This is a genomic window from Aureivirga marina (genome assembly GCF_015767265.1).
Classification (GTDB): Bacteria; Bacteroidota; Bacteroidia; order Flavobacteriales; family Flavobacteriaceae; genus Aureivirga; species Aureivirga marina.
Map to the genome: position 1 here is coordinate 249,032 of NZ_JADPIB010000001.1, position 23,582 is coordinate 272,613.

At 31.5% G+C, this 23,582-nt stretch carries 20 protein-coding genes and 3 tRNA genes; 2 read left to right on the plus strand and 21 right to left on the minus strand.

Annotated elements, in window-relative coordinates; all coding sequences use genetic code 11:
* Positions 1–344 precede the first annotated feature (344 nt).
* The 20 genes from I1A51_RS01145 to I1A51_RS01240 all read right to left on the minus strand — a co-directional run bounded on the left by I1A51_RS01145 (position 345) and on the right by I1A51_RS01240 (position 20,430).
* Positions 345–662: a DUF3467 domain-containing protein gene (locus I1A51_RS01145; protein ID WP_196885172.1), complete on the minus strand. Its 318-nt coding sequence runs from the start codon at positions 660–662 to the stop codon at positions 345–347.
* A gap of 9 nt (positions 663–671) precedes the next feature.
* Positions 672–4,946, minus strand: coding sequence for a DNA-directed RNA polymerase subunit beta' (gene rpoC, locus I1A51_RS01150; protein ID WP_196890545.1), 4,275 nt, complete (start codon positions 4,944–4,946; stop codon positions 672–674).
* Positions 4,947–5,030: 84 nt separating this feature from the next.
* A complete protein-coding gene (rpoB, locus tag I1A51_RS01155; protein WP_196890546.1) occupies positions 5,031–8,846 on the minus strand; it encodes a DNA-directed RNA polymerase subunit beta in 3,816 nt (1,271 codons plus the stop codon).
* 123 nt (positions 8,847–8,969) lie between these two features.
* The gene (gene rplL, locus I1A51_RS01160; RefSeq protein ID WP_196890547.1) at positions 8,970–9,341 is read right to left on the minus strand and encodes a 50S ribosomal protein L7/L12; all 372 of its coding nucleotides are present in this window, start codon (positions 9,339–9,341) and stop codon (positions 8,970–8,972) included.
* Between the two features lie 47 nt (positions 9,342–9,388).
* Positions 9,389–9,907 carry a 50S ribosomal protein L10 gene (rplJ, locus tag I1A51_RS01165; protein WP_196890548.1) on the minus strand — a complete coding sequence of 173 codons (519 nt, stop codon included), beginning with the start codon at positions 9,905–9,907 and terminating at the stop codon, positions 9,389–9,391.
* A gap of 22 nt (positions 9,908–9,929) precedes the next feature.
* Positions 9,930–10,619 carry a 50S ribosomal protein L1 gene (rplA, locus tag I1A51_RS01170; RefSeq protein WP_196890549.1) on the minus strand — a complete coding sequence of 230 codons (690 nt, stop codon included), beginning with the start codon at positions 10,617–10,619 and terminating at the stop codon, positions 9,930–9,932.
* Between the two features lie 21 nt (positions 10,620–10,640).
* Positions 10,641–11,078: a 50S ribosomal protein L11 gene (gene rplK, locus I1A51_RS01175; RefSeq protein WP_196890550.1), complete on the minus strand. Its 438-nt coding sequence runs from the start codon at positions 11,076–11,078 to the stop codon at positions 10,641–10,643.
* Positions 11,079–11,151: 73 nt separating this feature from the next.
* Positions 11,152–11,703, minus strand: coding sequence for a transcription termination/antitermination protein NusG (gene nusG / locus I1A51_RS01180; protein ID WP_196890551.1), 552 nt, complete (start codon positions 11,701–11,703; stop codon positions 11,152–11,154).
* 11 nt (positions 11,704–11,714) lie between these two features.
* On the minus strand, positions 11,715–11,903 hold the full coding sequence (secE, locus tag I1A51_RS01185; RefSeq protein WP_196890552.1) for a preprotein translocase subunit SecE: 189 nt from the start codon (positions 11,901–11,903) through the stop codon (positions 11,715–11,717).
* 15 nt (positions 11,904–11,918) lie between these two features.
* Positions 11,919–11,991 (minus strand) — tRNA-Trp (locus I1A51_RS01190).
* Positions 11,992–12,057: 66 nt separating this feature from the next.
* Positions 12,058–13,242, minus strand: a complete 1,185-nt coding sequence (gene tuf, locus I1A51_RS01195) for an elongation factor Tu (RefSeq protein WP_196890553.1) — start codon at positions 13,240–13,242, stop codon at positions 12,058–12,060.
* 98 nt (positions 13,243–13,340) lie between these two features.
* Positions 13,341–13,413: transfer RNA gene (locus I1A51_RS01200), tRNA-Gly, on the minus strand.
* 41 nt (positions 13,414–13,454) lie between these two features.
* Positions 13,455–13,528: transfer RNA gene (locus tag I1A51_RS01205), tRNA-Thr, on the minus strand.
* Positions 13,529–13,627: 99 nt separating this feature from the next.
* Positions 13,628–13,933 carry a ribosome hibernation-promoting factor, HPF/YfiA family gene (gene hpf / locus I1A51_RS01210; RefSeq protein WP_196890554.1) on the minus strand — a complete coding sequence of 102 codons (306 nt, stop codon included), beginning with the start codon at positions 13,931–13,933 and terminating at the stop codon, positions 13,628–13,630.
* Positions 13,934–13,937: 4 nt separating this feature from the next.
* A complete protein-coding gene (locus I1A51_RS01215; protein WP_196890555.1) occupies positions 13,938–14,825 on the minus strand; it encodes a tyrosine-type recombinase/integrase in 888 nt (295 codons plus the stop codon).
* 89 nt (positions 14,826–14,914) lie between these two features.
* A complete protein-coding gene (gene rpsU, locus I1A51_RS01220) occupies positions 14,915–15,112 on the minus strand; it encodes a 30S ribosomal protein S21 (protein WP_196890556.1) in 198 nt (65 codons plus the stop codon).
* A gap of 199 nt (positions 15,113–15,311) precedes the next feature.
* Positions 15,312–16,454, minus strand: a complete 1,143-nt coding sequence (locus tag I1A51_RS01225) for an acyl-CoA dehydrogenase family protein (protein ID WP_196890557.1) — start codon at positions 16,452–16,454, stop codon at positions 15,312–15,314.
* A 59-nt stretch (positions 16,455–16,513) separates the two neighbouring features.
* Positions 16,514–17,434 carry a ComEA family DNA-binding protein gene (locus I1A51_RS01230; protein ID WP_196890558.1) on the minus strand — a complete coding sequence of 307 codons (921 nt, stop codon included), beginning with the start codon at positions 17,432–17,434 and terminating at the stop codon, positions 16,514–16,516.
* A 6-nt stretch (positions 17,435–17,440) separates the two neighbouring features.
* Positions 17,441–19,042, minus strand: coding sequence for an alanine/glycine:cation symporter family protein (locus I1A51_RS01235; protein ID WP_196890559.1), 1,602 nt, complete (start codon positions 19,040–19,042; stop codon positions 17,441–17,443).
* A 275-nt stretch (positions 19,043–19,317) separates the two neighbouring features.
* The gene (locus I1A51_RS01240; protein WP_196890560.1) at positions 19,318–20,430 is read right to left on the minus strand and encodes a histidine decarboxylase; all 1,113 of its coding nucleotides are present in this window, start codon (positions 20,428–20,430) and stop codon (positions 19,318–19,320) included.
* Positions 20,431–20,582: 152 nt separating this feature from the next.
* Here I1A51_RS01240 and I1A51_RS01245 point away from each other — a divergent pair, with 152 nt between their 5' ends.
* Together I1A51_RS01245 and I1A51_RS01250 are read left to right on the plus strand one after the other, a co-directional pair.
* Positions 20,583–21,038, plus strand: a complete 456-nt coding sequence (locus tag I1A51_RS01245; RefSeq protein ID WP_196890561.1) for an Lrp/AsnC family transcriptional regulator — start codon at positions 20,583–20,585, stop codon at positions 21,036–21,038.
* A 54-nt stretch (positions 21,039–21,092) separates the two neighbouring features.
* Positions 21,093–22,100: a carboxypeptidase-like regulatory domain-containing protein gene (locus I1A51_RS01250; protein WP_196890562.1), complete on the plus strand. Its 1,008-nt coding sequence runs from the start codon at positions 21,093–21,095 to the stop codon at positions 22,098–22,100.
* 49 nt (positions 22,101–22,149) lie between these two features.
* Here I1A51_RS01250 and I1A51_RS01255 read toward each other — a convergent pair whose 3' ends face one another.
* On the minus strand, positions 22,150–23,424 hold the full coding sequence (locus tag I1A51_RS01255; protein ID WP_196890563.1) for a DUF2851 family protein: 1,275 nt from the start codon (positions 23,422–23,424) through the stop codon (positions 22,150–22,152).
* Between the last annotated feature and the right edge of the window lie 158 nt (positions 23,425–23,582).

Genomic DNA, 23,582 nt, shown 5'->3' on the forward strand with positions numbered 1-23,582 from the left:
CAAGATATATTCCTATTTCACATTAAATTCTCTTATCCAGAAGCAATAAAAACTCATTTTCTAAAATAGTTTCTATATAACTATTTGATTATAAGCACATCAACTTTCCTTTTTATAAAACTATTCTCTTTTACTTAATTTATTACTACACAAAAGTGTAGTTTATTTTTAAACATCATATTTAAATACCTCATTATCAATATGTAACACTGAAAATCAAAAATAGTTTGTATTTAAAATAGAATCATCAATCTAAGTAGCAAAAAGTTTTCGATTGATTAAAAAATGAAGTAAAAATATAGCAATAAAAAAAGGCTGTCTAAAAAGACAGCCTTTTAATTTTTTTATGCTTCACCAGTTGGTCCAAAATTCATTGGGATATGTGGTTGATCATAATCTTTAATTTCACCATGAGCCTGTTCGAATTTTTTAACATTCTCAGCTAATGCTTTTGTAAGTCTTTTTGCATGTTGCGGAGTTAAAATAACTCTAGACTTTACTTTCGCTTTTGGTACTCCAGGCATCACACTAATAAAATCTACTATAAACTCAGAAATTGAGTGATTAATAATAGCTAAGTTAGCATAAGTTCCTTCAGCAACTTTTTCGTCTAACTCAATATTAATTTGTTGCCCGTCGTTTTTTGGTTTATTATCTTCCATTCATTAAAATTAAAGATTTGAATCCATTTCATCCTTAGAACCAACGATAATATTATCATAAATTCTCATACCTGTACCTGCAGGAATTCTCTTACCTACAATTACATTTTCTTTCAATCCTTCTAAGTAATCAACTTTTCCGTTTACAGCCGCTTCATTTAATACTTTCGTAGTTTCCTGGAACGATGCAGCAGAAATAAATGATTTCGTTTGTAACGAAGCTCTAGTAATACCTTGTAATACTTGTTCTGCTGTTGCAGGTTGTGCATCTCTAGTAATTACTAAGTTTTTATCATTACGTTTTAAGATTGAATTCTCATCACGTAATTCACGTGGTGTAACTAATTGACCTGGTTTTAAGTTTTCAGAATCTCCAGCATCTTCCACAATCTTCATTCCGTAAATTGCATCATTTTGCTCGATAAAGTCATCTTTGTGAACTAATTGATTCTCTAAGAATAATGTATCTCCAGAATCGATAATTCTAACTTTACGCATCATTTGACGAACTACAACCTCAAAGTGTTTATCATTAATTTTTACCCCTTGAAGTCTATATACTTCTTGAATCTCATTTACTAAGAATTCTTGAACTTTAGAAGGTCCTTGAATATTCAAAATATCTGTTGGTGTAATTGCTCCATCAGAAAGAGGCATACCAGCTTTAACGTAATCGTTTTCTTGAACTAAGATTTGATTAGAAAGTTTTACTAAATACTTTTTAATATCTCCTAATTTAGATTCAACGATAATCTCACGGTTACCACGTTTAATTTTTCCGAATGATACAACACCATCAATCTCAGAAACAACTGCTGGGTTTGAAGGATTACGTGCTTCGAATAACTCTGTTACACGTGGAAGACCTCCGGTAATATCTCCAGCTTTTCCAGACTTACGAGGAATCTTCACTAAGATTTTACCAGTCTGAATTTTTTCATTATCCTCTACCATTAAGTGAGCACCTACAGGAAGTGAGTAAGATCTTAATACTTCTCCATCATTTCCTAAGATTAATAATGTAGGGATAACTTTTTTATTCTTAGATTCTGTAATTACTTTCTCTTGGAATCCTGTAGTTTCATCAATTTCTACGTTGTAATTAACTCCTAATTCGATATTCTCGAATTGAACTTTTCCTCCAAACTCAGAAACGATAACTCCATTAAATGGATCCCATTGACAGATTACATCTCCTTTTTTCACTGTAGTACTTTCTCCAATGAAAATGTGAGAACCATAAGGGATATTATTTGTACTTAATACGATATCTGTTTCAGGATCAATGATCTTAATTTCAGATGTTCTAGAAATAACAATATTTACTTTGTTTCCTTTAGCATCTTCACCTTCAACCGTATGTAAATCTTCAATAATAGCTTTTCCTGGGAATTTAGCAATTAATTGGTTGTCCTCTGAAATGTTTCCTGCTACCCCTCCAACGTGGAATGTTCTCAGTGTAAGCTGTGTTCCAGGCTCTCCAATTGATTGTGCTGCGATAACTCCAACTGCTTCTCCAATTTGAACCATCTTTCTTGTTGAAAGACTTTGTCCATAACATTTCGCACAAATTCCTAATTTAGCCTCACAAGTTAATGCTGTACGTACTTCTACGCTTTCAATTGGAGATTCTTCAATCTTTGCAATAATTTGCTCCGTAATTTCTTCTCCAGATTTAGCATAAACTTCTTTAGTAATTGGATCTACAACATCATTTAATGCTACACGTCCAATAATTCTTTCTCCAAGAGTTTCAACGATTTCATCGTTTTTCTTTAATGCCTGAACATTTAATCCTCTTAAAGTTCCACAATCATCTTCGTTGATAATTACATCTTGTGCAACATCTACTAAACGACGTGTTAAATATCCTGCATCGGCAGTTTTTAAGGCAGTATCGGCTAGACCTTTACGAGCTCCGTGCGTTGAGATAAAGTATTCAAGAATTGAAAGACCTTCTTTAAAGTTAGAAAGAATTGGGTTTTCAATAATTTCTCCACCTCCTGCTGTAGATTTCTTAGGTTTTGCCATCAGACCACGCATACCAGTTAACTGACGAATTTGCTCTTTCGAACCTCTGGCCCCAGAATCAAGCATCATATATACAGAGTTGAATCCTTGTTGATCTTCTCTTAGACGCTTCATTGAAAGCTCAGTTAAACGATTGTTTGCTGATCCCCAAATATCAATTACCTGATTGTAACGTTCTTTGTTTGTCAACATACCCATGTTATAGTTCATGATAATTTCATCAACTTTAGCATTGGCTTCAGCAATCATTGTTTTCTTTTCTGGTGGGATAATGATATCTCCTAAACTAAATGATAATCCTCCTTGGAATGCATATTTATATCCCATGTTCTTGATATCATCTAGGAATTTTCCTGTTGTAGGAATATCCGTAACCTTTAAGATTCTACCAATGATATCTCTTAAAGATTTTTTATTTAATACCTCGTTGATGAATCCTGCTTTCTCTGGTACAACTTCATTAACTAAAACTCTACCAACAGTAGTTTTAATAATTTTTTGTACTCTATCACCATTTTCATCAATATCCCAAGTTTTCACCTTAATTCCTGCATTCAAGTCAACAGCTTTTTCGTTGAAAGCAATAATTAATTCTTCAGGTGAATAGAAAGTTAATCCTTCTCCTTTGATTGGATATTCTGGAGTAGACTTTCTTTCTTTTGTCATATAATATAATCCTAAAACCATATCCTGAGAAGGTACAGTAATAGGCGCACCATTTGCAGGGTTTAAGATATTATGAGAAGCTAACATTAATAATTGTGCTTCTAAAATAGCTTCTGGTCCTAATGGTAAGTGAACGGCCATCTGATCCCCATCGAAATCGGCATTGAAGGCAGTACACACTAATGGGTGTAATTGAATTGCTTTTCCTTCAATTAATTTCGGTTGGAAAGCCTGAATACCTAAACGGTGAAGTGTAGGGGCACGGTTAAGAAGAACTGGATGTCCTTTTAATACGTTTTCTAAAATATCCCAAACTACTGGTTCGCGTTTATCGATAATCTTCTTCGCAGATTTAACCGTTTTTACAATTCCTCTTTCTATTAACTTACGAATAATAAAAGGTTTGTAAAGCTCAGCTGCCATATCTTTTGGTAAACCACACTCATATAATTTTAAAGTTGGTCCTACAACAATTACAGAACGAGCAGAATAATCTACACGTTTACCAAGTAAGTTTTGACGGAAACGACCTTGTTTACCTTTTAATGAGTCAGATAAAGATTTTAATGGTCTGTTTGATTCTGTCTTAACAGCAGATGATTTTCTTGTGTTGTCGAATAATGAATCAACAGATTCTTGAAGCATACGTTTTTCATTACGTAAGATTACTTCAGGAGCTTTGATTTCCATTAATCGTTTTAAACGATTGTTACGGATAATTACACGACGATATAAATCATTTAAATCAGAAGTTGCAAATCTACCTCCATCTAAAGGTACAAGAGGACGTAATTCTGGTGGGATTACTGGGATAGCCTTCATAATCATCCACTCAGGTAAGTTCTCTCTATTTTTATTTGCATCTTTAAAAGCTTGAACTACATTCAAACGCTTTAAAGCTTCTGTTTTTCTTTGTTTAGAAGTTTCAGTGTTAGCTTTATGTCTTAATTCATAAGATAATTGATCTAAATCAATATTTGCTAATAAATCAATTAAACATTCTGCTCCCATTTTTGCAACGAATTTCTCAGGATCAGAATCTTCTAAATACTGATTCTCGATTGGAAGAGTTTCTAAAATATCTAAATACTCTTCTTCTGTTAAGAAATCCATTTTTTGTAATGGTACACCATCTAAGTTTTTAACTCCAGCTGGATTGATTACTACATATCTTTCATAGTAGATAATCATATCTAACTTTTTCGAAGGTAAACCTAAAAGGTATCCCATTTTGTTTGGTAATGACCTGAAGTACCAAATGTGAGCAACAGGCACAACTAAATTGATGTGTCCAACTCTATCTCTACGTACTTTCTTTTCAGTTACCTCTACACCACATCGATCACAAACGATTCCCTTGTAACGAATTCTTTTATACTTCCCACAAGCACATTCGTAATCTTTAATTGGTCCAAAAATACGTTCACAAAATAAACCATCTCTTTCTGGTTTGTGTGTACGATAATTTATAGTTTCTGGTTTTAAAACTTCTCCATTAGAGCTAGATAAAATAGACTCTGGTGAAGATAAACCAATTGAGATTTTATTAAACTTTTTTACAGTGTATTTATCGTTCTTTTTTGCCATGATATATGGTTTCGAATTGAAATGTAAAAATTCTTCATTTAAATTGAGAGTATTACATACATAATACTCTCAATTAGTATAATATTATTCTTCTAGTCTAACGTCTAATCCAAGACCTTTAAGCTCATGCATTAATACATTGAACGATTCTGGAAGACCTGGTTCTGGCATTGTTTCACCTTTCACAATAGCTTCATAAGCTTTTGCTCTACCCATTACATCATCAGATTTAATAGTTAAGATCTCTCTTAATGTTGATGATGCTCCATAGGCTTCTAGTGCCCAAACCTCCATTTCTCCAAAACGCTGACCTCCGAATTGTGCTTTACCTCCAAGTGGTTGTTGCGTAATCAATGAGTATGGTCCAATCGAACGAGCGTGCATCTTATCATCAATCATATGACCAAGTTTAATCATATAAATAACTCCAACTGTTGCAGGCTGATCGAATCTTTCTCCAGTACCTCCATCAAATAGATAAGAGTGTCCAAATCTTGGAATACCAGCTTCATCTGTATATTCAGTAATTTGGTCAATTGATGCACCATCAAAAATCGGAGTAGCATATTTCTTATCTAATTTTTGACCAGCCCATCCAAGTACTGTTTCATAAATCTGTCCAATATTCATACGAGATGGTACCCCTAGTGGATTTAATACAATATCAACTGGTGTTCCATCTTCTAAGAATGGCATATCTTCTTGACGAACAATACGAGCAACAATACCTTTGTTTCCGTGACGTCCCGCCATCTTATCTCCTACTTTCAATTTACGTTTCTTAGCGATGTAAATTTTAGCAAGTTTTACAATTCCTGATGGTAATTCATCTCCAACAGAAATAGTGAATTTTTCTCTTCTTAAAGCTCCTTGTAAATCACTTACTTTAATCTTGTAGTTATGGATTAATTCTGTAACAAGAACATTTAAATCCTCGTCTGTTGTCCATGCTCCTTTAGTTAAATGTGTAAAATCTTGAACAGCATTTAACATTTTTAAAGTAAATTTCTTACCTCTTGGGAATACATCTTCACCTAAATCGTTTTGAACTCCTTGAGAAGTTTTTCCACTAATAAGTGTGAATAATTTTTCAATTAAGATCTCTCTTAACTCTTCAAACTTACCAGTATATTTAGCTTCTAATCTTGCAACATCTTCTTTATCTCTAGTTCTCTTCGATTTATCTTTAACAGCTCTCTTGAATAATTTCTTATCAATAACAACTCCTCTTAAAGATGGTGAAGCTTTTAATGAAGCATCTTTTACATCTCCAGCTTTATCACCAAAGATTGCACGTAAAAGTTTTTCTTCTGGTGTAGGATCAGATTCTCCTTTTGGAGTAATCTTACCAATAAGAATATCACCAGGTTTTACTTCAGCTCCGATACGAATCATTCCGTTTTCGTCAAGATCTTTAGTAGCATCTTCACTTACATTTGGAATATCATTTGTAAGTTCTTCAGCTCCTAATTTTGTATCTCTAACATCTAAAGAATATTCATCAATATGAATAGAAGTAAAGATATCTTCTCTTACAACTCTTTCAGAAATCACAATCGCATCCTCGAAGTTATATCCTTTCCAAGGCATGAAGGCAACTTTCATATTTCTACCTAAAGCTAACTCTCCATTTTGCGTAGCATATCCTTCACAAAGAACTTGTCCTTCTTCAACTCTATCACCTTTTCTAACAATTGGTTTTAAGTTAATAGAAGTACCTTGGTTTGTTTTTCTAAACTTGATTAACTTATATTTAGTAATCTCATCTTCAAAACTTACCATTTTTTCATCATCAGTTCTGTCATAGATAATGTGAATCTCATTAGAATCAACATATTCTACAACTCCATTTCCTTCAGCATTGATAAGTACTCTTGAATCTTTTGCAACTCTTCTTTCTAATCCTGTTCCTACGATTGGTGCTTCAGGTCTTAACAATGGTACAGCCTGACGCATCATGTTCGATCCCATTAACGCACGGTTGGCATCATCATGTTCTAAGAAAGGAATTAAAGAAGCTGAAATAGATGCAATTTGGTTCGCAGAAACATCCATATAGTTTACATCAGTTGGCTCAACTACAGGGAAATCTCCATTTTCACGAATAATTACTCTACTATCAACAAAAGATCCATCTTCATTTAAAGCAATGTTAGATTGTGCAATCTTCATTCCTTCTTCCTCTTCTGCACTTAAGTAAATAGGAGCATTTTCGAAGTTTACTTGTCCTTCATCCACTTTATGATAAGGAGTTTCGATAAATCCTAAATTATTTACTTTTGCATAAACAGCTAAAGATGAAATTAGTCCAATATTTGGTCCTTCAGGAGTTTCAATTGGACATAATCTTCCGTAATGTGTATAGTGAACGTCTCGAACCTCGAATCCCGCTCTTTCACGAGAAAGACCTCCAGGTCCTAAGGCAGATAAACGACGTTTGTGCGTAATCTCAGCTAATGGATTTGTTTGATCCATAAATTGAGAAAGCTGATTTGTTCCGAAGAACGAATTAATTACAGAAGAAAGTGTTTTAGCATTAATTAAGTCAATAGGTGTAAATACCTCATTGTCACGAACGTTCATTCTTTCACGAATTGTTCTTGCCATACGAGATAAACCAACACCAAACTGTGCAGCTAATTGCTCACCTACAGTACGAACACGTCTGTTAGATAAGTGATCAATATCATCTACTTCAGCTTTTGAATTAATTAATTTAATTAAGTTTTGAACGATTGTAATGATATCTTCTTTTGTAAGAACTTTGATATCAATATCAACATCCAATTCTAATTTTGTATTCATTCTATAACGACCTACTTCACCAAGGTTATATCTTTGCTCTGAGAAGAACAATTTATCAATAATACCTTTTGCAGTTTCATAATCTGGCGGTTCAGCGTTACGTAATTGTCTATAAATATGTTCAACGGCCTCTTTTTCAGAGTTTGTTGGATCTTTTTGAAGTGTGTTATGAATAATCGCATAATCTCCAGACTCATTGTCTTCTTTATGCAATAAAATTGTTTTAGTTCCAGCATCAACGATTTCTTCAATATGCTCTTTCTCTAAAATTGTATCACGATCGAAAATAATTTCGTTACGCTCAATTGATACAACTTCACCAGTATCTTCATCTACGAAATCTTCATGCCATGTTTTAAGCACACGAGCGGCTAATTTACGTCCTAAGACTTTCTTTAACCCACTCTTAGAAACTTTAATCTCTTCAGCAAGATCAAAAATTTCTAAAATATCTTTATCTCTTTCAAAACCAATAGCTCTGAAAAGAGTAGTTACAGGTAATTTTTTCTTACGATCAATGTAAGCATACATCACCTGATTAATATCTGTAGCAAATTCTATCCATGAACCTTTAAAAGGAATAATTCTAGCAGAATATAATTTTGTTCCATTTGCATGGAATGACTGTCCGAAGAATACTCCAGGAGAACGGTGTAATTGAGAAACTACAACTCTTTCAGCTCCATTTATCACAAAAGTACCACTATGTGTCATATAAGGAATAGTTCCTAAATACACATCTTGTACAATTGTTTCAAAATCTTCATGTTCAGGATCTGTACAATAAAGCTTTAATCTAGCTTTTAGAGGTACACTATAGGTTAATCCTCTTTCAATACATTCTTGAATTGTATAACGAGGGGGGTCAACAAAATAGTCAAGAAACTCTAGTACAAATTGATTACGAGTATCTGTAATTGGAAAATTATCAGAGAAGGTTTTAAAAAGTCCTTCGTTACTTCTCACTTCAGCTTTTGTCTGTAATTGAAAGAAATCTTGAAATGACTTGATCTGAATGTCCAAGAAATCAGGATATTCAGTAGTCAAATTAGCTGATGAAAAGTTTATTCTTTCAGTGCTATTTTTCGTTGCCAATGGACAAAGTGTTTTGATTAAAATTTTGTTAAAATATAAGAACGAATATATACGCAAAATGGTTTAGGTCTAAAGGTTATTCACCCAAAGACCTAAACCTTAATGTCTTTTAGACTTAAAAGCTTACTTAAGCTCAACTTCAGCTCCTGCCTCTTCTAAAGATTTTTTAAGACCTTCTGCCTCATCTTTAGATACTCCTTCTTTAACTGGAGCTGGTGTAGAATCAACTACTGCTTTAGCTTCTTTTAATCCTAATCCTGTTAATTCTTTAACTAATTTTACAACAGCTAATTTAGAACCTCCTGCTGCTTTTAAGATTACGTCGAATTCAGTTTTCTCTTCTGCTGCTTCACCACCTGCTGCTGGTCCAGCTACTGCTACAGCTGCTGCTGCAGGCTCAATTCCGTACTCTTCTTTTAAAATATCAGCTAACTCATTTACTTCTTTTACTGTTAAGTTAACAAGTTGTTCTGCGAAATCTTTTAAATCTGCCATTTTGTTTTGTTTTAAAAAAATTATTATTTAGTGTATTTGTGCTTTCGTTATTCTTTTTCAGATAAAGTCTTAAGTATACCTGAAAGTTTTGAACCTCCTGATTGTAATGCTGAAACAACATTTTTCGCTGGAGATTGTAATAATCCAATGATATCCGCGATAACTTCTTCTTTAGATTTGATGCTTACTAATGCGTCTAATTGGTCATCTCCAACATAAACAGCTTCTTCAACATAAGCACCTTTTAATAAAGGCTTATCAGATTTTTTACGGAATTCTTTGATTACTTTTGCTGGAGCATTTCCAGTCTCAGATAACATTAAAGAAGTACTTCCTTTTAAAGTAGTAGGTAATTCTCCAAAATCTTTATCTGATTTTTCCATTGCTTTAGCAAGCAATGTATTTTTAACAACTGCTAATTGTACGTTTTCTTTAAAACAAGCTCTACGTAAATCCGAAGTATCCTGAGCATTTAATCCTGAAATATCTGCTAAGTAAAAAATATTTCCTTCAGTTAATTGCGCTGTTAAATCTTCTATAATTGCTGATTTTTCTTCTCTAGTCATAATTAATGAGTTTTAACGAACATTAAACTGTTTTAGGATCAATTGCAACACCTGGACTCATAGTACTTGACATAGAAATACTCTTAATATAAGTACCTTTAGCTGCAGTTGGCTTTAATTTAATAATCGTTTGAATTAATTCATTTGCATTTTCAGTAATCTTTTGAGCATCAAAAGATACCTTTCCAATAGCAGCATGTACGATTCCTGTTTTATCAACTTTAAAGTCAATTTTACCAGCTTTTACATCTTTTACTGCTTTTGCAATATCCATTGTTACTGTACCAGTTTTTGGGTTTGGCATTAAACCTCTAGGTCCTAAAATTCTACCTAATGGTCCTAATTTCCCCATTACACTTGGCATAGTAATGATTACATCAACATCTGTCCAACCACCTTTGATTTTTTGTAAATATTCATCTAAACCAACGTAGTCAGCTCCTGCTTCTTTAGCATCAGCTTCCTTATCTGGAGTAACTAAAGCTAAAACTTTTACATCTTTACCAGTTCCGTGAGGTAATGTTACAACCCCTCTTACCATTTGATTTGCCTTACGAGGATCTACTCCTAATCTTACAGCTAAATCTACAGATGCATCAAAGTTTACACTTGTAATATCTTTTACTAATGTAGCAGCATCTTCTAAACTGTATGCTTTTGTTGCATCAACTTTACTTACAGCTTCCTTTTGCTTTTTTGTTAATTTTGCCATCTCTAATAAACGTTATTAAGATTAGTTTGGAGCGTCTCCAGTTACTGTTAGACCCATAGAACGAGCTGTTCCAGCAATCATAGACATTGCAGATTCAACTGTAAAGGCATTTAAATCTGCCATCTTATCCTCTGCGATAACTCTAATTTGATCCCAAGATACACTTGCTACTTTGTTACGGTTTGGCTCTCCAGAACCTTTTTTAATTTTTGCTGCTTCTAATAATTGTACTGCAGCTGGTGGAGTTTTTACTACGAAGTCGAATGATTTATCAGTGTAAACTGTAATTACAACTGGTAAAACTTTACCTTGCTTCTCTTGAGTTCTTGCATTAAACTGCTTACAGAACTCCATAATGTTAACTCCGGCAGCACCTAAAGCAGGTCCTACTGGTGGTGAAGGGTTAGCTGCTCCTCCACGCACTTGTAATTTTACTACCTTACTTACTTCTTTTGCCATTTCTTAAAACTTTTGTGAGATATTACATATTAGGTGGAAGCTGTCGTAATATCATTATTATTTAATGTAACAATTATGAAATTTTCTCAACTTGCATGTAGCTTAATTCTAATGGTGTTTTTCTTCCGAAAATCTTAACCATTACTTTTAACTTACGCTTTTCTTCATTAATCTCTTCAATTGTTCCATCGAATCCATTGAAAGCACCATCAGTTACTTTTACAATTTCACCAACAACGTAAGGAATTGCTACATTTTCATTTTTAACAGATAATTCGTCTACTTTACCTAGTAATCTGTTAATTTCAGATTTACGCAAAGGAACAGGATCTCCGCCTTTTGTCTCTCCTAAAAATCCAATTACTCCAGGAACAGACTTGATAATATGAGGTATTTCTCCCGTAAGATTTGCTTCAATCATTACATATCCAGGAAAATAAATTCTATCTTTATAGATTTTTTTTCCATTACGGACTTGTATGACCTTCTCTGTTGGAACTAAAACTTGATCAATATAGTCAGAAATTTCTAAACGTGATATTTCATTCTCTATATAATTTTTGACCTTGTTTTCTTGTCCTCCGATTGCTCTAACTACATACCATTTTTTAACAGAATCAGTCATATCAATTTTTATTAAAATAAATTAAAATAATTTTCTAAAAGATTTTGAAAAACTTTATCAACAATAAAAACAGCAATCGAAAAGATTACTGTGAATAATGCTACTGTTACTGTAGACTTTTGAGCTTCTGACCAAGAAATCCATGTAACTTCTGTACTAAGTTCTTCAAATGATTCTTTAATATATTTTACAATACTCATATTACATCATTTTTGCACGGGTAGCGAGACTCGAACTCACGACACCTGGTTTTGGAGACCAGTGCTCTACCAACTGAGCTATACCCGTATTTTATAAAAGGTGCTTCACATTTTATAAAGGAAGCACCCTTATATTTATTTTAATATCTTATGATTATAAGATTTCAGTTACCTGACCAGCTCCTACTGTTCTTCCTCCTTCACGGATTGCGAAACGTAATCCTACGTTCATTGCAATTGGTTGGATTAAATCAACAGTAATAGTTAAGTTATCTCCTGGCATTACCATTTCAACTCCATCAGGTAAAGAAATATTTCCTGTTACATCAGTTGTACGTACGTAGAACTGAGGACGGTAGTTGTTGTGGAATGGAGTGTGACGTCCACCTTCTTCTTTCTTAAGGATATAAACCTCTGCTTTGAATTTATCATGTGGAGTTACAGAACCTTGCTTACAGATTACCATTCCTCTTTTGATATCAGTTTTATCGATACCTCTTAATAATAAACCAACGTTATCTCCAGCTTCACCTCTATCTAAGATTTTACGGAACATCTCTACTCCTGTAATTGTAGAAGTTAATTTCTCAGCTCCCATTCCGATGATATCTACAGCATCTCCAGTGTTAGCAACTCCAGTTTCAATACGTCCTGTAGCTACAGTACCACGTCCTGTAATTGAGAATACATCTTCGATTGGCATTAAGAAATCTTTATCTACTTCTCTTAATGGCTCCTCGATCCAAGAATCAACAGCATCCATTAATTTCATGATAGAATCAACCCATTTCTCATCGTTGTTTAATCCTCCTAAAGCAGATCCTGGGATTACTGGAGTGTTATCACCATCATAGTCATAGAAGTCTAATAATTCTCTAACTTCCATTTCTACTAATTCTAATAACTCTTCATCATCAACCATATCCACTTTGTTTAAGAAAACAACCATACGTGGAATACCTACCTGACGTCCTAATAAGATGTGCTCACGAGTTTGTGGCATTGGTCCATCTGTAGCAGCAACTACTAAGATAGCTCCATCCATTTGAGCAGCTCCAGTTACCATGTTCTTTACGTAATCGGCGTGACCTGGACAGTCAACGTGTGCATAGTGACGGTTAGCTGTTTGATATTCTACGTGAGAAGTGTTAATTGTAATACCTCTTTCTTTCTCTTCTGGAGCGTTATCGATTTGATCGAAATCTTTTACTTCAGAAAGTCCTTTATTTGCTAATACTGTAGTAATAGCAGCAGTTAATGTAGTTTTACCGTGGTCAACGTGCCCGATAGTACCAATATTTAAGTGTGGTTTCGAGCGATCAAAAGTTTCTTTTGCCATGATTACCTAGTTTTTATACTTAGTTATATATTAGTGTTCTTATACTATTTTTATAACTCTTTAAAATCGTTTAAATTCTTTTAGATTAGAAATCTTAGAGCGGGAGACCGGGTTCGAACCGGCGACATTCAGCTTGGAAGGCTGACGCTCTACCAACTGAGCTACTCCCGCATTATAATCTAAAATTATTTTCAACTATTTCAAAGATTTTGAGCCGATAGAGGGACTCGAACCCACGACCTGCTGATTACAAATCAGCTGCTCTAGCCAGCTGAGCTATATCGGCTTTTCGTTAGCTTTAAATATTTCGTTATCGCTAACGGTTTGCAAATGTAATACGTTTTATTAATCCTGCAAACTTTTTTTCATTTTTTTTTGATTTTTTTTACACGTGAGTTCCTCTTTGTCTCTCTTTGTGTTTCTCTAATTGTCTCTTCAGTGAATCTATACATAATACAGCACCTTCCTCAAAACTCTTACATTGTTTTTTAACAATTAACTCATCTCCAGGTACATTCACTTTTACTTCAGCTATTTTGTTCTCCTTCTCGCTTGTTTGTTGAACCTTTAAAAATACCTCAGCATCGATAATTCTATCATAATATTTTTCTAACCCTTCTACTTTTTTTTCAATGAATGATACTAAATCTTTGTCTGCATTGAAATTAACTGACTGAATGAATATTTTCATAATTCTAACGATTTTTTATGCTCCTTGGGTGAGCATGGTTATATAATTCTTTTAATTTTCCTAGACTAGTTTTCGTATATACTTGTGTTGATGCTAGGCTAGCATGTCCCAATAATTCTTTTACAGAATTCAAATCTGCTCCCTCGTTTAATAAATGTGTTGCAAACGAATGACGAATAATATGTGGACTTTGTTTTAACTTCGAAGATATTCCCCTAAAGTAAGTATTTATCGTACGATACACAAGCATTTCATACATTTTTTCACCTTTTTTTGTCACAAATAAAAAGGTGTTTTTACTCCTAATTTTATTACGTTCTAATAAATAAGTAGTTAGCTTTTTTAACGTAGAATCGAACAATGGAATTATACGTTCTTTATTTCTTTTTCCTAAAACTTTAATCTGTTTTTGGGAAAAATCTATCGCATCTATAGTTAAATTTATTAATTCTGATCTTCGTATACCTGTCGCATATAATAATTCAATCATCATATGATTTCGAACACTCTCAAAATCTTCTTTATCTATTGGCATCGACAAAACTTCATCCATTTCTTTTTTAGAGAAAGGAACTTGTATTTTCTTCGATACTTTTAATGCTTTATGTTTAAGAAGTGGATTTTCTGAAATCTGATTAGTTTTCAGCAAGTATTTAAAATAAGCTTTTAGAGCGCTTATCTTTCTGTTTGTAGTTCGGTTTTCTACACCTTTATTCACAATACTTACAATACAAAATCTCAACTCTGTATAAGTAAGTTTTTTTAGTTCTTTATTATATATTTCTGAAGCTATTTCTTGAAAATTTCTTAAATCATTTTCATATGCTGTCAGAGTATGCAACGAATATTTCTTTTCGTGCTTTAGATAATCAATGAAAGGTTGAATACTCATAAAAAAATCCGTTAGGATAACAAAGATAATATATAGCTTTGTTATTCGCTAACGGAATTTTTATATAAGTTTGTTAATATTCTAAAATATTAAGCTTGCTCTTCCGCAGTTCTTAATCTTTGGATATATTGAGCCTTGATTTTTAGTTTACGGTTCGCAACTGAAGGTTTTACGAAATGTTTACGTGCACGTAAAGTTTTCATAGTTTTCGTACGGTCGAATTTTCTCTTATAACGTTTTAACGCTCTATCGATATTTTCTCCTTCTTTTACTGGGATGATTAACATATGTTTGCACCTCCTTTCATGTCGTCCTCTTTAGGTTTTAATTTCAGCTTGCAAATATATAACATTTTTCTATTCTAAAAACTTTTAAACAATTTTATTATCTAAAATTATCTTAATTAACTAAAATTGAAATATTTACACATAAAAAAACACCTTTTATATTACTAAAAGGTGTTTGTATTTTATTGAAAATCAGGAATTATGAATTTAAAATCGTTCTTGAAATTACTAATTTCTGAATTTCTGTTGTTCCTTCTCCAATTGTACAAAGTTTAGCATCTCTATAGAATTTCTCTACTGGGAAATCTTTTGTATATCCGTATCCTCCATGAATCTGAATTGCCTCATTTGAAACTTTTACAGAAACTTCAGATGCATACATCTTAGCCATTGCTCCAATTTTCGTCATTCTTCTTCCTTCATTTTTCATAAATGCCGCTTTATGAATTAATAATTCAGAAGCTTCAATTTCCGTAGCCATATCTGCTAATTTGAATCCGATTGCTTGGAATTTTCCAATTGCTTTTCCAAATTGTTCTCTTTCGTTTGCATATTTTACAGCAGCTTCATAAGCTCCCTTAGCAATTCCTAAAGAAAGTGCTCCAATTGAAATTCTTCCTCCGTCTAATACTTTTAATGCTTGAACGAATCCTTCACCTTCATTTCCTAACATATTATCTTTGTGTACACGACAGTTATCAAAGATTAATTCTGCTGTTTCAGAAGCTCTCATTCCTAATTTATTCTCTTTCTTTCCAGATGTAAATCCTTCAGTTCCTTTTTCAATCACAAAAGCAGACATTCCATGAGAATCTCCTTTTTCTCCAGTTCTAGCAATTACAACAGCGATATCTCCACTAATTGCATGTGTAATGAAATTTTTTGCTCCATTTAAAACATAATAATCTCCATCTTTCACAGCAGTTGTATTCATCCCTCCTGCATCAGATCCTGTATTGTGCTCTGTTAATCCCCAAGCTCCAATCCATTCAGCTGTTGCTAATTTAGGTAACCATCTTTTCTTTTGTTCTTCATTACCAAACTGCAAGATATGTCCAGTACATAATGAGTTGTGTGCTGCCACAGATAATCCGATAGAAGAATCTACTTTTGAAATCTCTTCAATGATTCTTACATAATCGTGATAATTTAAACCTGAACCACCATATTCTTCAGGAACAAGAACTCCCATAAACCCCATTTCTCCAAGTTTTTTAAATAAATCAACTGGAAAATGTTGTGCCTCATCCCATTCCATAATATTCGGAGTAATATGTTGTGCAGCAAAATCTCTAATAGATTGTGCAATCATCTCTTGCGTTTCAGTGTAATCAAAATTCATATATCTCTTATTTTAATAAGTATTCTTATTTTAGAATTAATAACTCAATCATAGTTTTTTTATTGAGCATCCAAATATAACGCTATTCTATCAAACTTTTCAATAGGAAATCCGTCAATTTTCTTAAATTCTTCTATTGTATTTACTCTTAAAACAGATTCTCGATATTTTACAATTAATTTTGTCAATTCGTAATCGATATATGGAAGTTTTAAGATTTCTTTAAAAGTAGCACTATTTACATCTACCTTAGAAATCGTTGGTTTTTCTAAAACTCGGTAATATTCCAACAAATTAGAAACAACATTTGGTTTTAAACCCCAAACTTCATGTAACTGGTCATTAAAAGTATAACCTTGTAACTTATTTTTATAAGTAAGAATTCTTTCGGCTAATTTCTCTCCTATTCCATTAATTCTTTGTAACTCTTCTTTTGTTATAGAATTAATTCCTTTAATAGTAACAGAATTATTTTTCAGGGGAAGATTATTGGACTTTGAATAATTAGAATAGTTTTTATAATTACTCTCTTTCTTATCTTTCTTTTTCTTTTGTGTCCATTCTGGAAATTTAAAATATTGTTGAATGGATGCTAAAAGTGTATCATGAACTTTTGTAACTTTTTGAAATTCCAAAGCGGAATTTACATATTTATTTGTTTCACGGAATTCATGTAAACGCTTTATTTCTTCAACACTCATTCCTAATAAATATCCTTTATATTCTGAAATAAAGTTTGGATTAAAAGGTTTGAATGTATTTTTCTTTTTTTCTAATTCAGCTTCTGCTATTTTTTGAAGTGAATCTATTTCATTTATTAAAAGTAATTGTTCACTTGTATATGGTATTTTAGTTTCTTCATTTTTATAATTCACAAAAAGAAAATAAAAAGCCTGAATAGAAATGATTAATACCAATAAATAAAAAATCCCATTTCTTTGATTTTTGTTATACCAGAAATGGGATTTTTTTAATTTCATTTTATCTTATTTTTTTAGTAATGCTTTTTTATATTTTGCTAGTTCATCTCGAACTTTAGGCGAAAGTATAATAAGACCTATAATATTCGGGAATACCATCGCGAAAATCATTGAATCTGAGAACTTAATAACTGAACCTAAACTTGCAGCTGAACCAATCACTACGAATATAAGAAATATTACTTTATAAACAATATCAGATACTTTTCCTTTACCAAAAATGAATTTCCACGCTTGTAATCCATAATAAGACCATGATAACATTGTAGAAAATGCGAATAATACAACCGCAACAGTTAAGATAATTGAGAAGTGTGGAATTACAGAATCAAATGCAACAGAAGTTAAATCAACTCCTCCTAAATGCTCTCCAGTAACATTCATAATTACATTATCAGCCGAATCAATATTTCCATATGTAAATAATCCATTTGCATCATTTGTAATAATTAATACTAAAGCTGTCATTGTACAAATAATTACTGTATCAATGAATGGCTCTAATAAAGCAACAATTCCTTCAGATGCTGGGAAATTTGTTTTTACAGCAGAGTGTGCAATTGCAGCAGATCCAACTCCAGCTTCATTAGAGAATGCTGAACGTTTAAATCCTACAATTAATACACCAATAATTCCTCCAAATGCTGCACTTGGGCTAAATGCTCCTTCAAATATTAATCCGAATGCTTTTGGAATTGAACTTATATTCATTCCTAAAATTACTAAAGCAGCTAAAACATAAATTCCAGCCATAAATGGAACTACTTTTTCTGTTACTGCTCCAATTCTTTTAATTCCTCCAATAATTACAATACCAACTAAAACAGCCATTATAATTCCGAAGTATAACGTTGCATTAGGATCCGAAATGTCGAAAAGTTTTGTAAACTGAGATGCAGCTTGGTTTGCTTGGAACATGTTTCCTCCACCAAATGAACCTCCAATACACATTATTGCGAAGAAAATACCTAAACCTTTTCCTAATCCACCAAATCCTTTTTCTTTTAATCCTTTTGTTAAATAATACATTGGTCCTCCGTAAACTGTTCCATCTGAATCAACATCACGATATTTTACTCCTAATGTACATTCTACAAATTTAGATGCCATTCCAAGGAATCCTGCAATAATCATCCAAAAAGTTGCTCCTGGTCCTCCAAGTGCGATTGCTACTGCAACCCCAGCAATATTTCCTAAACCTACTGTCGCTGAAAGTGCTGCTGTTAATGCTTGGAAGTGAGAAACTTCTCCTTCTGCTTTTCCTTCTTTTGTTTCTTCTCCTTCTGGCGTTTGAGAATCAACATAATCGTAATCTCCTTTAATTAATTTAATCGCAGTTCCAATTAATCTAAAATTGGCAAACTTAAAGTAAACTGTAAAAAAGATTGCTCCAAAAACTAAGATGATTAGTACAATTGGAATACCTTTGATCTTGTCTGAAATATCGATTGGAATTTCATAAAAAACAGCGCTCGCTACAGGATCAGCTATTCCTTTAAACCATGCATTAATTTTATCTGCTGTTGATACATCCCCTGTTGCAGCTTCTTGAGAAAAACCTAAAAAGGGCGCAAAAATTGCAAGTATTAGTAGAAATTTTTCCTTCATAATTCTATAAATAATGTGTATTTTTAAATTTTTGAAGCACGCAATATCCTAAAAAAATGAAGTAAGGGCAAATTTTTTGATGTTAAAATATTAATGTATGTTAAATAATTAAATATTATTCAATCTAAACATCTTGAAACGAATTAATTTTACATTATTCGCAAAGCAATTTTCTTTAATAAAAGTTAAAAGGTTAAAGTTATCTTAAAAAATGAAATAGAAACTCTACCCTAAAATATTAATTTATAACAATTAGAGTAGAGTTAAAACTAATATTATTTCATATTTTCAATATCAAAAATAAATGTATCAATTTGTTCCTTCGTAACATTCGGCATACAAATAATATGTGAATTTCCTTTCTCTGTTGCTAATTGCCATTTCTCACAAACAGATTCTTGTGGTGAAGGAAAAACTACTGTAATTGCATTTTTATTTCTCCAAGCTTTGATTCCAATTTCATTTAATCGTTCACAAGCATATTCTGCAATTTTCAAACTATGAATTGTTCGATCTTCAAATCCTTCTAATCCTAATTTTTTAATCGCATACCAAATAAATAACGGACTATGTCCATTTCTAGAACCTGTAATTGTTGCATCCGAACTTCCGATATATGCAATATTTCTCGCAATTCTATCTCTATTTTCTTTTCTAACAATTACAACACCACAAGGAATCGGAGAACCAATAAATTTATGTCCACTTACAGAAATACTATCCACTCCATCTACAAAATCAAAATGTGGACGCGGATAAATAAAAGGTGCAAAACCTCCCGCTAAAGCAGCATCTCCATGAATATAATGTTTTTGAATTGCTAATTCCTCCATCAATCCTTTAATAATTTTTGTATCATCTTTTGCTTCTGTCATTGTCGTTCCAATATTTGCAACAACAATCGCAGGGCGATGTCTATTATATTGTAACATATTCTTTAAATCATCATAATCGATTTCTCCATTTTCTTGAGATTTAATGATTACATAATCAATATTTAATAATGTTACATTCTTTTGTACACTATAATGTGTATCTTCTGAAAAATAAACAATTCCTTTTGGATATAATTCTCTTGCTAAATACAATCCATAAAGATTTCCTTCTGAACCTCCATTCGTTACATATCCCCAAGAATCTTCTGGTCGAATTCGAAATAATTCTGCGAAAAATCGAACTACTTCTCTTTCCATTGCTCTGGAATCAACTTTATAGGTTGATTTTCCAAATGGATCTCCAATATTATTCATTGGAAATTGTAGAAAAGGTAGTAATTCCGAATAATCAAAATCTTTTGAAACTGGATAACCAATAAAATTTTCCGTTGTTTCATTTATTTCTTTATATAACTCAGATAACTGATTCTTAGCTTCTTTCTGCTCTAACATCTTAGATTTATTTTCTACAAATCTATTCTTTTTAGAATATCAACTAAAATTTATATCTTTTTTTAGAATATAAACCTATTTTACTTTACAATAAAAGAATATATTTACTTTTAAAATTCTTAAATTTCTTAAAAAACAGAAAATAAATCTATATGGACGCTATTGATAAAAAAATTTTGATGCTTTTACAGGAAAATGCAAAATTAAATAGTAAAGAAATTGCTAATAAAATCGGGCTTTCAACTACACCAACTTATGAACGAATTAAACGCTTAGAAAAAACTGGTTTTATCAAAAAATACATTGCAATTGTTGATAAAAAACTTATCGGAAAAAAATTGGAAGTTTTTTGTCAAGTTTCTTTACAACAACATTCCAAACGATTCTTAGAAGTATTTGAAAGAGAAATTCGAAAAATTCCACAAGTAATGGAATGTTATCATATTGCTGGAAATTATGATTATTTATTGAAATTAATTGTTTCTGACATGGAAGAATACCAACAATTTATCATGTTTAAATTGGCTTCTATTGAAAATATTTCCAATGTCCAAAGCTCTTTTGTTTTAACTGAAATTAAAAACAATTTAAAACTAGAATTAGATTAATTTTTGTTGTAACACATTTCTTTTTTAAACATCTTTGTGTAAAATAAATATGAAATGAAAAAAAACATATTATTGCTATTCCTCTTATTTTCTTTTGGAATTTATGGTCAAAATATCACAGGTTTTGTATTTGATGCTAAAACTAAAAAACCTTTAGAAAGTGCAACAGCATATTTGGATGGAACAACTTTAGGAGATGCTACAGATTTGAATGGATATTTTGAAATTCCAAATACTTCAAATGTTGAAACAACTTTAATTATTTCCATTCTCGGATATCAAACTTCTTATATTTCTTTTGAAAACATCAAAAAAGAAATGAACATTTATCTTGAAGAATCTTCTTTTGAGTTAGGCGAATTAAATTTAGATGCTGATAATATGTCTAGAGAAGAAAAAATGCGGTTTTTTAAAAAAGAATTTCTTGGAAAAAACTTCTCCTCTTCTTCTTTAAAAATTCTAAATGAAGATAAAATTGTTCTTCGCTATTTTTCAGATGAAAATACAATTTCCGCTTCTTGTGAAGAGCCAATTATTATTGTGAATAATATTCTTGGTTATCAACTTAAATACAATTTAATCTCTTTTGAAATTCAGTTAGAAAATGGTTATAAAGGAAAAAAATACATTCGAAAAGTTCTTTATACAGGAACTTCTTTCTTCTCAGATATTCAAAATGTAAGGAAAAAACACATAAAAAAACGTAAAAAAAATTATTTAGGTTCTAAACTACATTTCATACGAAGTTTGGTTCGTGGCAATTTTGTAGATCAAAAATTTAAATTTATTCATAATGGATTTACATTTCAAAATCCTGAAAATTTTATTCAAACTAAAAAGCAAACAAAAGAAGAAACAATTTTCGAATTACAAGAAAAAAGAATTGCTATTTTGTATAAAAATGACAAACAATCTGTAATTCAAATTTTGGATAAAGACAAAACATTCTCTGTAGATATTTTCGGAAATATTTCTCCACCTAATAAAGTTTTTTTTGGAGGTGATATGAGCGAAAAACGAATTGGAGAAATGTTACCTTTAAATTATCAACTTAAAAATTAAAACAAAAAAGTTCGGTTATTTTCCGAACTTTTTATTTTTATTTTATTCCTTATTTCCTTCGTAACAAAGAATCTCCAACTTGACAATGTAAGCAACGTTGATTTTCACAATAATAATTTTTCATTTGTAATAAAGCTTGTGATTCATAAGAGTTTTGCGCATCAATATTAAAATCTTCAAATTTTGAAATAATGGAATTTTTCTCAGCTTTAATATTTTTTGCCAAATGTAGAATTTCATCTTCGTCAAATTTCCCAACATGATTTAAATAAACAAATTTGAAAGGAATAATCGTATTTATCAAAAGTAAATCTATAAACGATTTTGACAATCTTTTTATTTGAGTTTTGGAAGTAGTTTTAAAAGTATAATGTGATTTCCAATAAGCTGAAGTTTCTACTGTAAAAATATTATAATATTCTTCAATTTCTGTAAAATCCATTAATTTGGAAAATAAGTTTTGCTCTGTATGATATAAATTTGCCAATTGTGAAAGTCGAATTGTAGGAAAATTCACAGGTCGTAAACGAAAAAATTTCACTTGTCCTTCAAAAATTGGTTGGATTCCATATTTTGTTCTTAAATAAGCATATTCTTTTTGCATTTTTTTATAATTCGCGTCTTCTAATTCGCCTTGTAACAAACCTGCTTGACCAAAAAACAAAGCTTCTAAACATTCTTGTTTTGCACTTTCTTTTCTTAAAATAGAAAAATCAAATGAGTTTGCTAAGTTTAAAAAAGCATCTGCATTTGCTTTTAACCCAAAATTTTTAGCTAACATTTTAAATAAAACTGCTTCCCAATCGTATTTTGTTCTTTCTAAATATTCTCTAATCACAAATGATTTTTGTTCCAATCTTTCAAAAAACAATCTTTCCAACCAATTAGAAAATGTAAAATCCGAAACAGTAGAAATTTCATTTTCACAAACAATCCATTTATCTTTTTTTAATTGAATTTTCTGATAATTTTCTACTAATTCTTTTGCTACAATTTCTTTTAATTCTAAAGTTGGAATCTTGGTATTATTTTCTCTGAAAATTTCTGCATCATGATTCCAAACAACATGCAAAATCACATTATCATAACTTGTATCCGTTTCATGATTGTGCGAATACCAATCGGAAGAATTTAAATGAATCTCAACATTACCTGCCCAAAGTTGTTGGTTGATTTCCATTTTTGCATTGAAAAAATCTGGACCACTATCAAAATTTTGTGTTCCAACAAATTCAATCTTAATATTTTCTTTTTCCGTTGTTTCTAAAATGAGGTTATTAAACAACTTATACTTCCAAACGTAATGTAAAAAATCTTCTTTCATAGTTTTAATTTTATAGCTCAGAAGATACGAATTTTAATTTTACTTCTAACAATCAATAGATTACATTAACAATTCTATAAAATTTTAACAATCATTTCTTCTAATTATAGTTTCATAAAAAAATTCAATTAGAAATTCCTTTTTTCACTTACAGTTTA

Bases quoted from the DNA above. Each gene is read 5' to 3' on its own strand.
- I1A51_RS01235 (WP_196890559.1), bottom strand. From the start codon at position 19,042: ATGAAGGAAAAATTTCTACTAATACTTGCAATTTTTGCGCCCTTTTTA.
- rplA (WP_196890549.1), bottom strand. From the start codon at position 10,619: ATGGCAAAATTAACAAAAAAGCAAAAGGAAGCTGTAAGTAAAGTTGAT.
- I1A51_RS01215 (WP_196890555.1), bottom strand. From the start codon at position 14,825: ATGAGTATTCAACCTTTCATTGATTATCTAAAGCACGAAAAGAAATAT.
- I1A51_RS01225 (WP_196890557.1), bottom strand. From the start codon at position 16,454: ATGAATTTTGATTACACTGAAACGCAAGAGATGATTGCACAATCTATT.
- I1A51_RS01250 (WP_196890562.1), top strand. From the start codon at position 21,093: ATGAAAAAAAACATATTATTGCTATTCCTCTTATTTTCTTTTGGAATT.
- rpoC (WP_196890545.1), bottom strand. From the start codon at position 4,946: ATGGCAAAAAAGAACGATAAATACACTGTAAAAAAGTTTAATAAAATC.
- I1A51_RS01255 (WP_196890563.1), bottom strand. From the start codon at position 23,424: ATGAAAGAAGATTTTTTACATTACGTTTGGAAGTATAAGTTGTTTAAT.
- I1A51_RS01230 (WP_196890558.1), bottom strand. From the start codon at position 17,434: ATGAAATTAAAAAAATCCCATTTCTGGTATAACAAAAATCAAAGAAAT.
- rplK (WP_196890550.1), bottom strand. From the start codon at position 11,078: ATGGCAAAAGAAGTAAGTAAGGTAGTAAAATTACAAGTGCGTGGAGGA.
- nusG (WP_196890551.1), bottom strand. From the start codon at position 11,703: ATGACTGATTCTGTTAAAAAATGGTATGTAGTTAGAGCAATCGGAGGA.
- rplJ (WP_196890548.1), bottom strand. From the start codon at position 9,907: ATGACTAGAGAAGAAAAATCAGCAATTATAGAAGATTTAACAGCGCAA.
- rpsU (WP_196890556.1), bottom strand. From the start codon at position 15,112: ATGTTAATCATCCCAGTAAAAGAAGGAGAAAATATCGATAGAGCGTTA.
- tuf (WP_196890553.1), bottom strand. From the start codon at position 13,242: ATGGCAAAAGAAACTTTTGATCGCTCGAAACCACACTTAAATATTGGT.
- I1A51_RS01245 (WP_196890561.1), top strand. From the start codon at position 20,583: ATGGACGCTATTGATAAAAAAATTTTGATGCTTTTACAGGAAAATGCA.
- I1A51_RS01145 (WP_196885172.1), bottom strand. From the start codon at position 662: ATGGAAGATAATAAACCAAAAAACGACGGGCAACAAATTAATATTGAG.
- rplL (WP_196890547.1), bottom strand. From the start codon at position 9,341: ATGGCAGATTTAAAAGATTTCGCAGAACAACTTGTTAACTTAACAGTA.
- I1A51_RS01240 (WP_196890560.1), bottom strand. From the start codon at position 20,430: ATGTTAGAGCAGAAAGAAGCTAAGAATCAGTTATCTGAGTTATATAAA.
- hpf (WP_196890554.1), bottom strand. From the start codon at position 13,933: ATGAAAATATTCATTCAGTCAGTTAATTTCAATGCAGACAAAGATTTA.
- secE (WP_196890552.1), bottom strand. From the start codon at position 11,903: ATGAGTATTGTAAAATATATTAAAGAATCATTTGAAGAACTTAGTACA.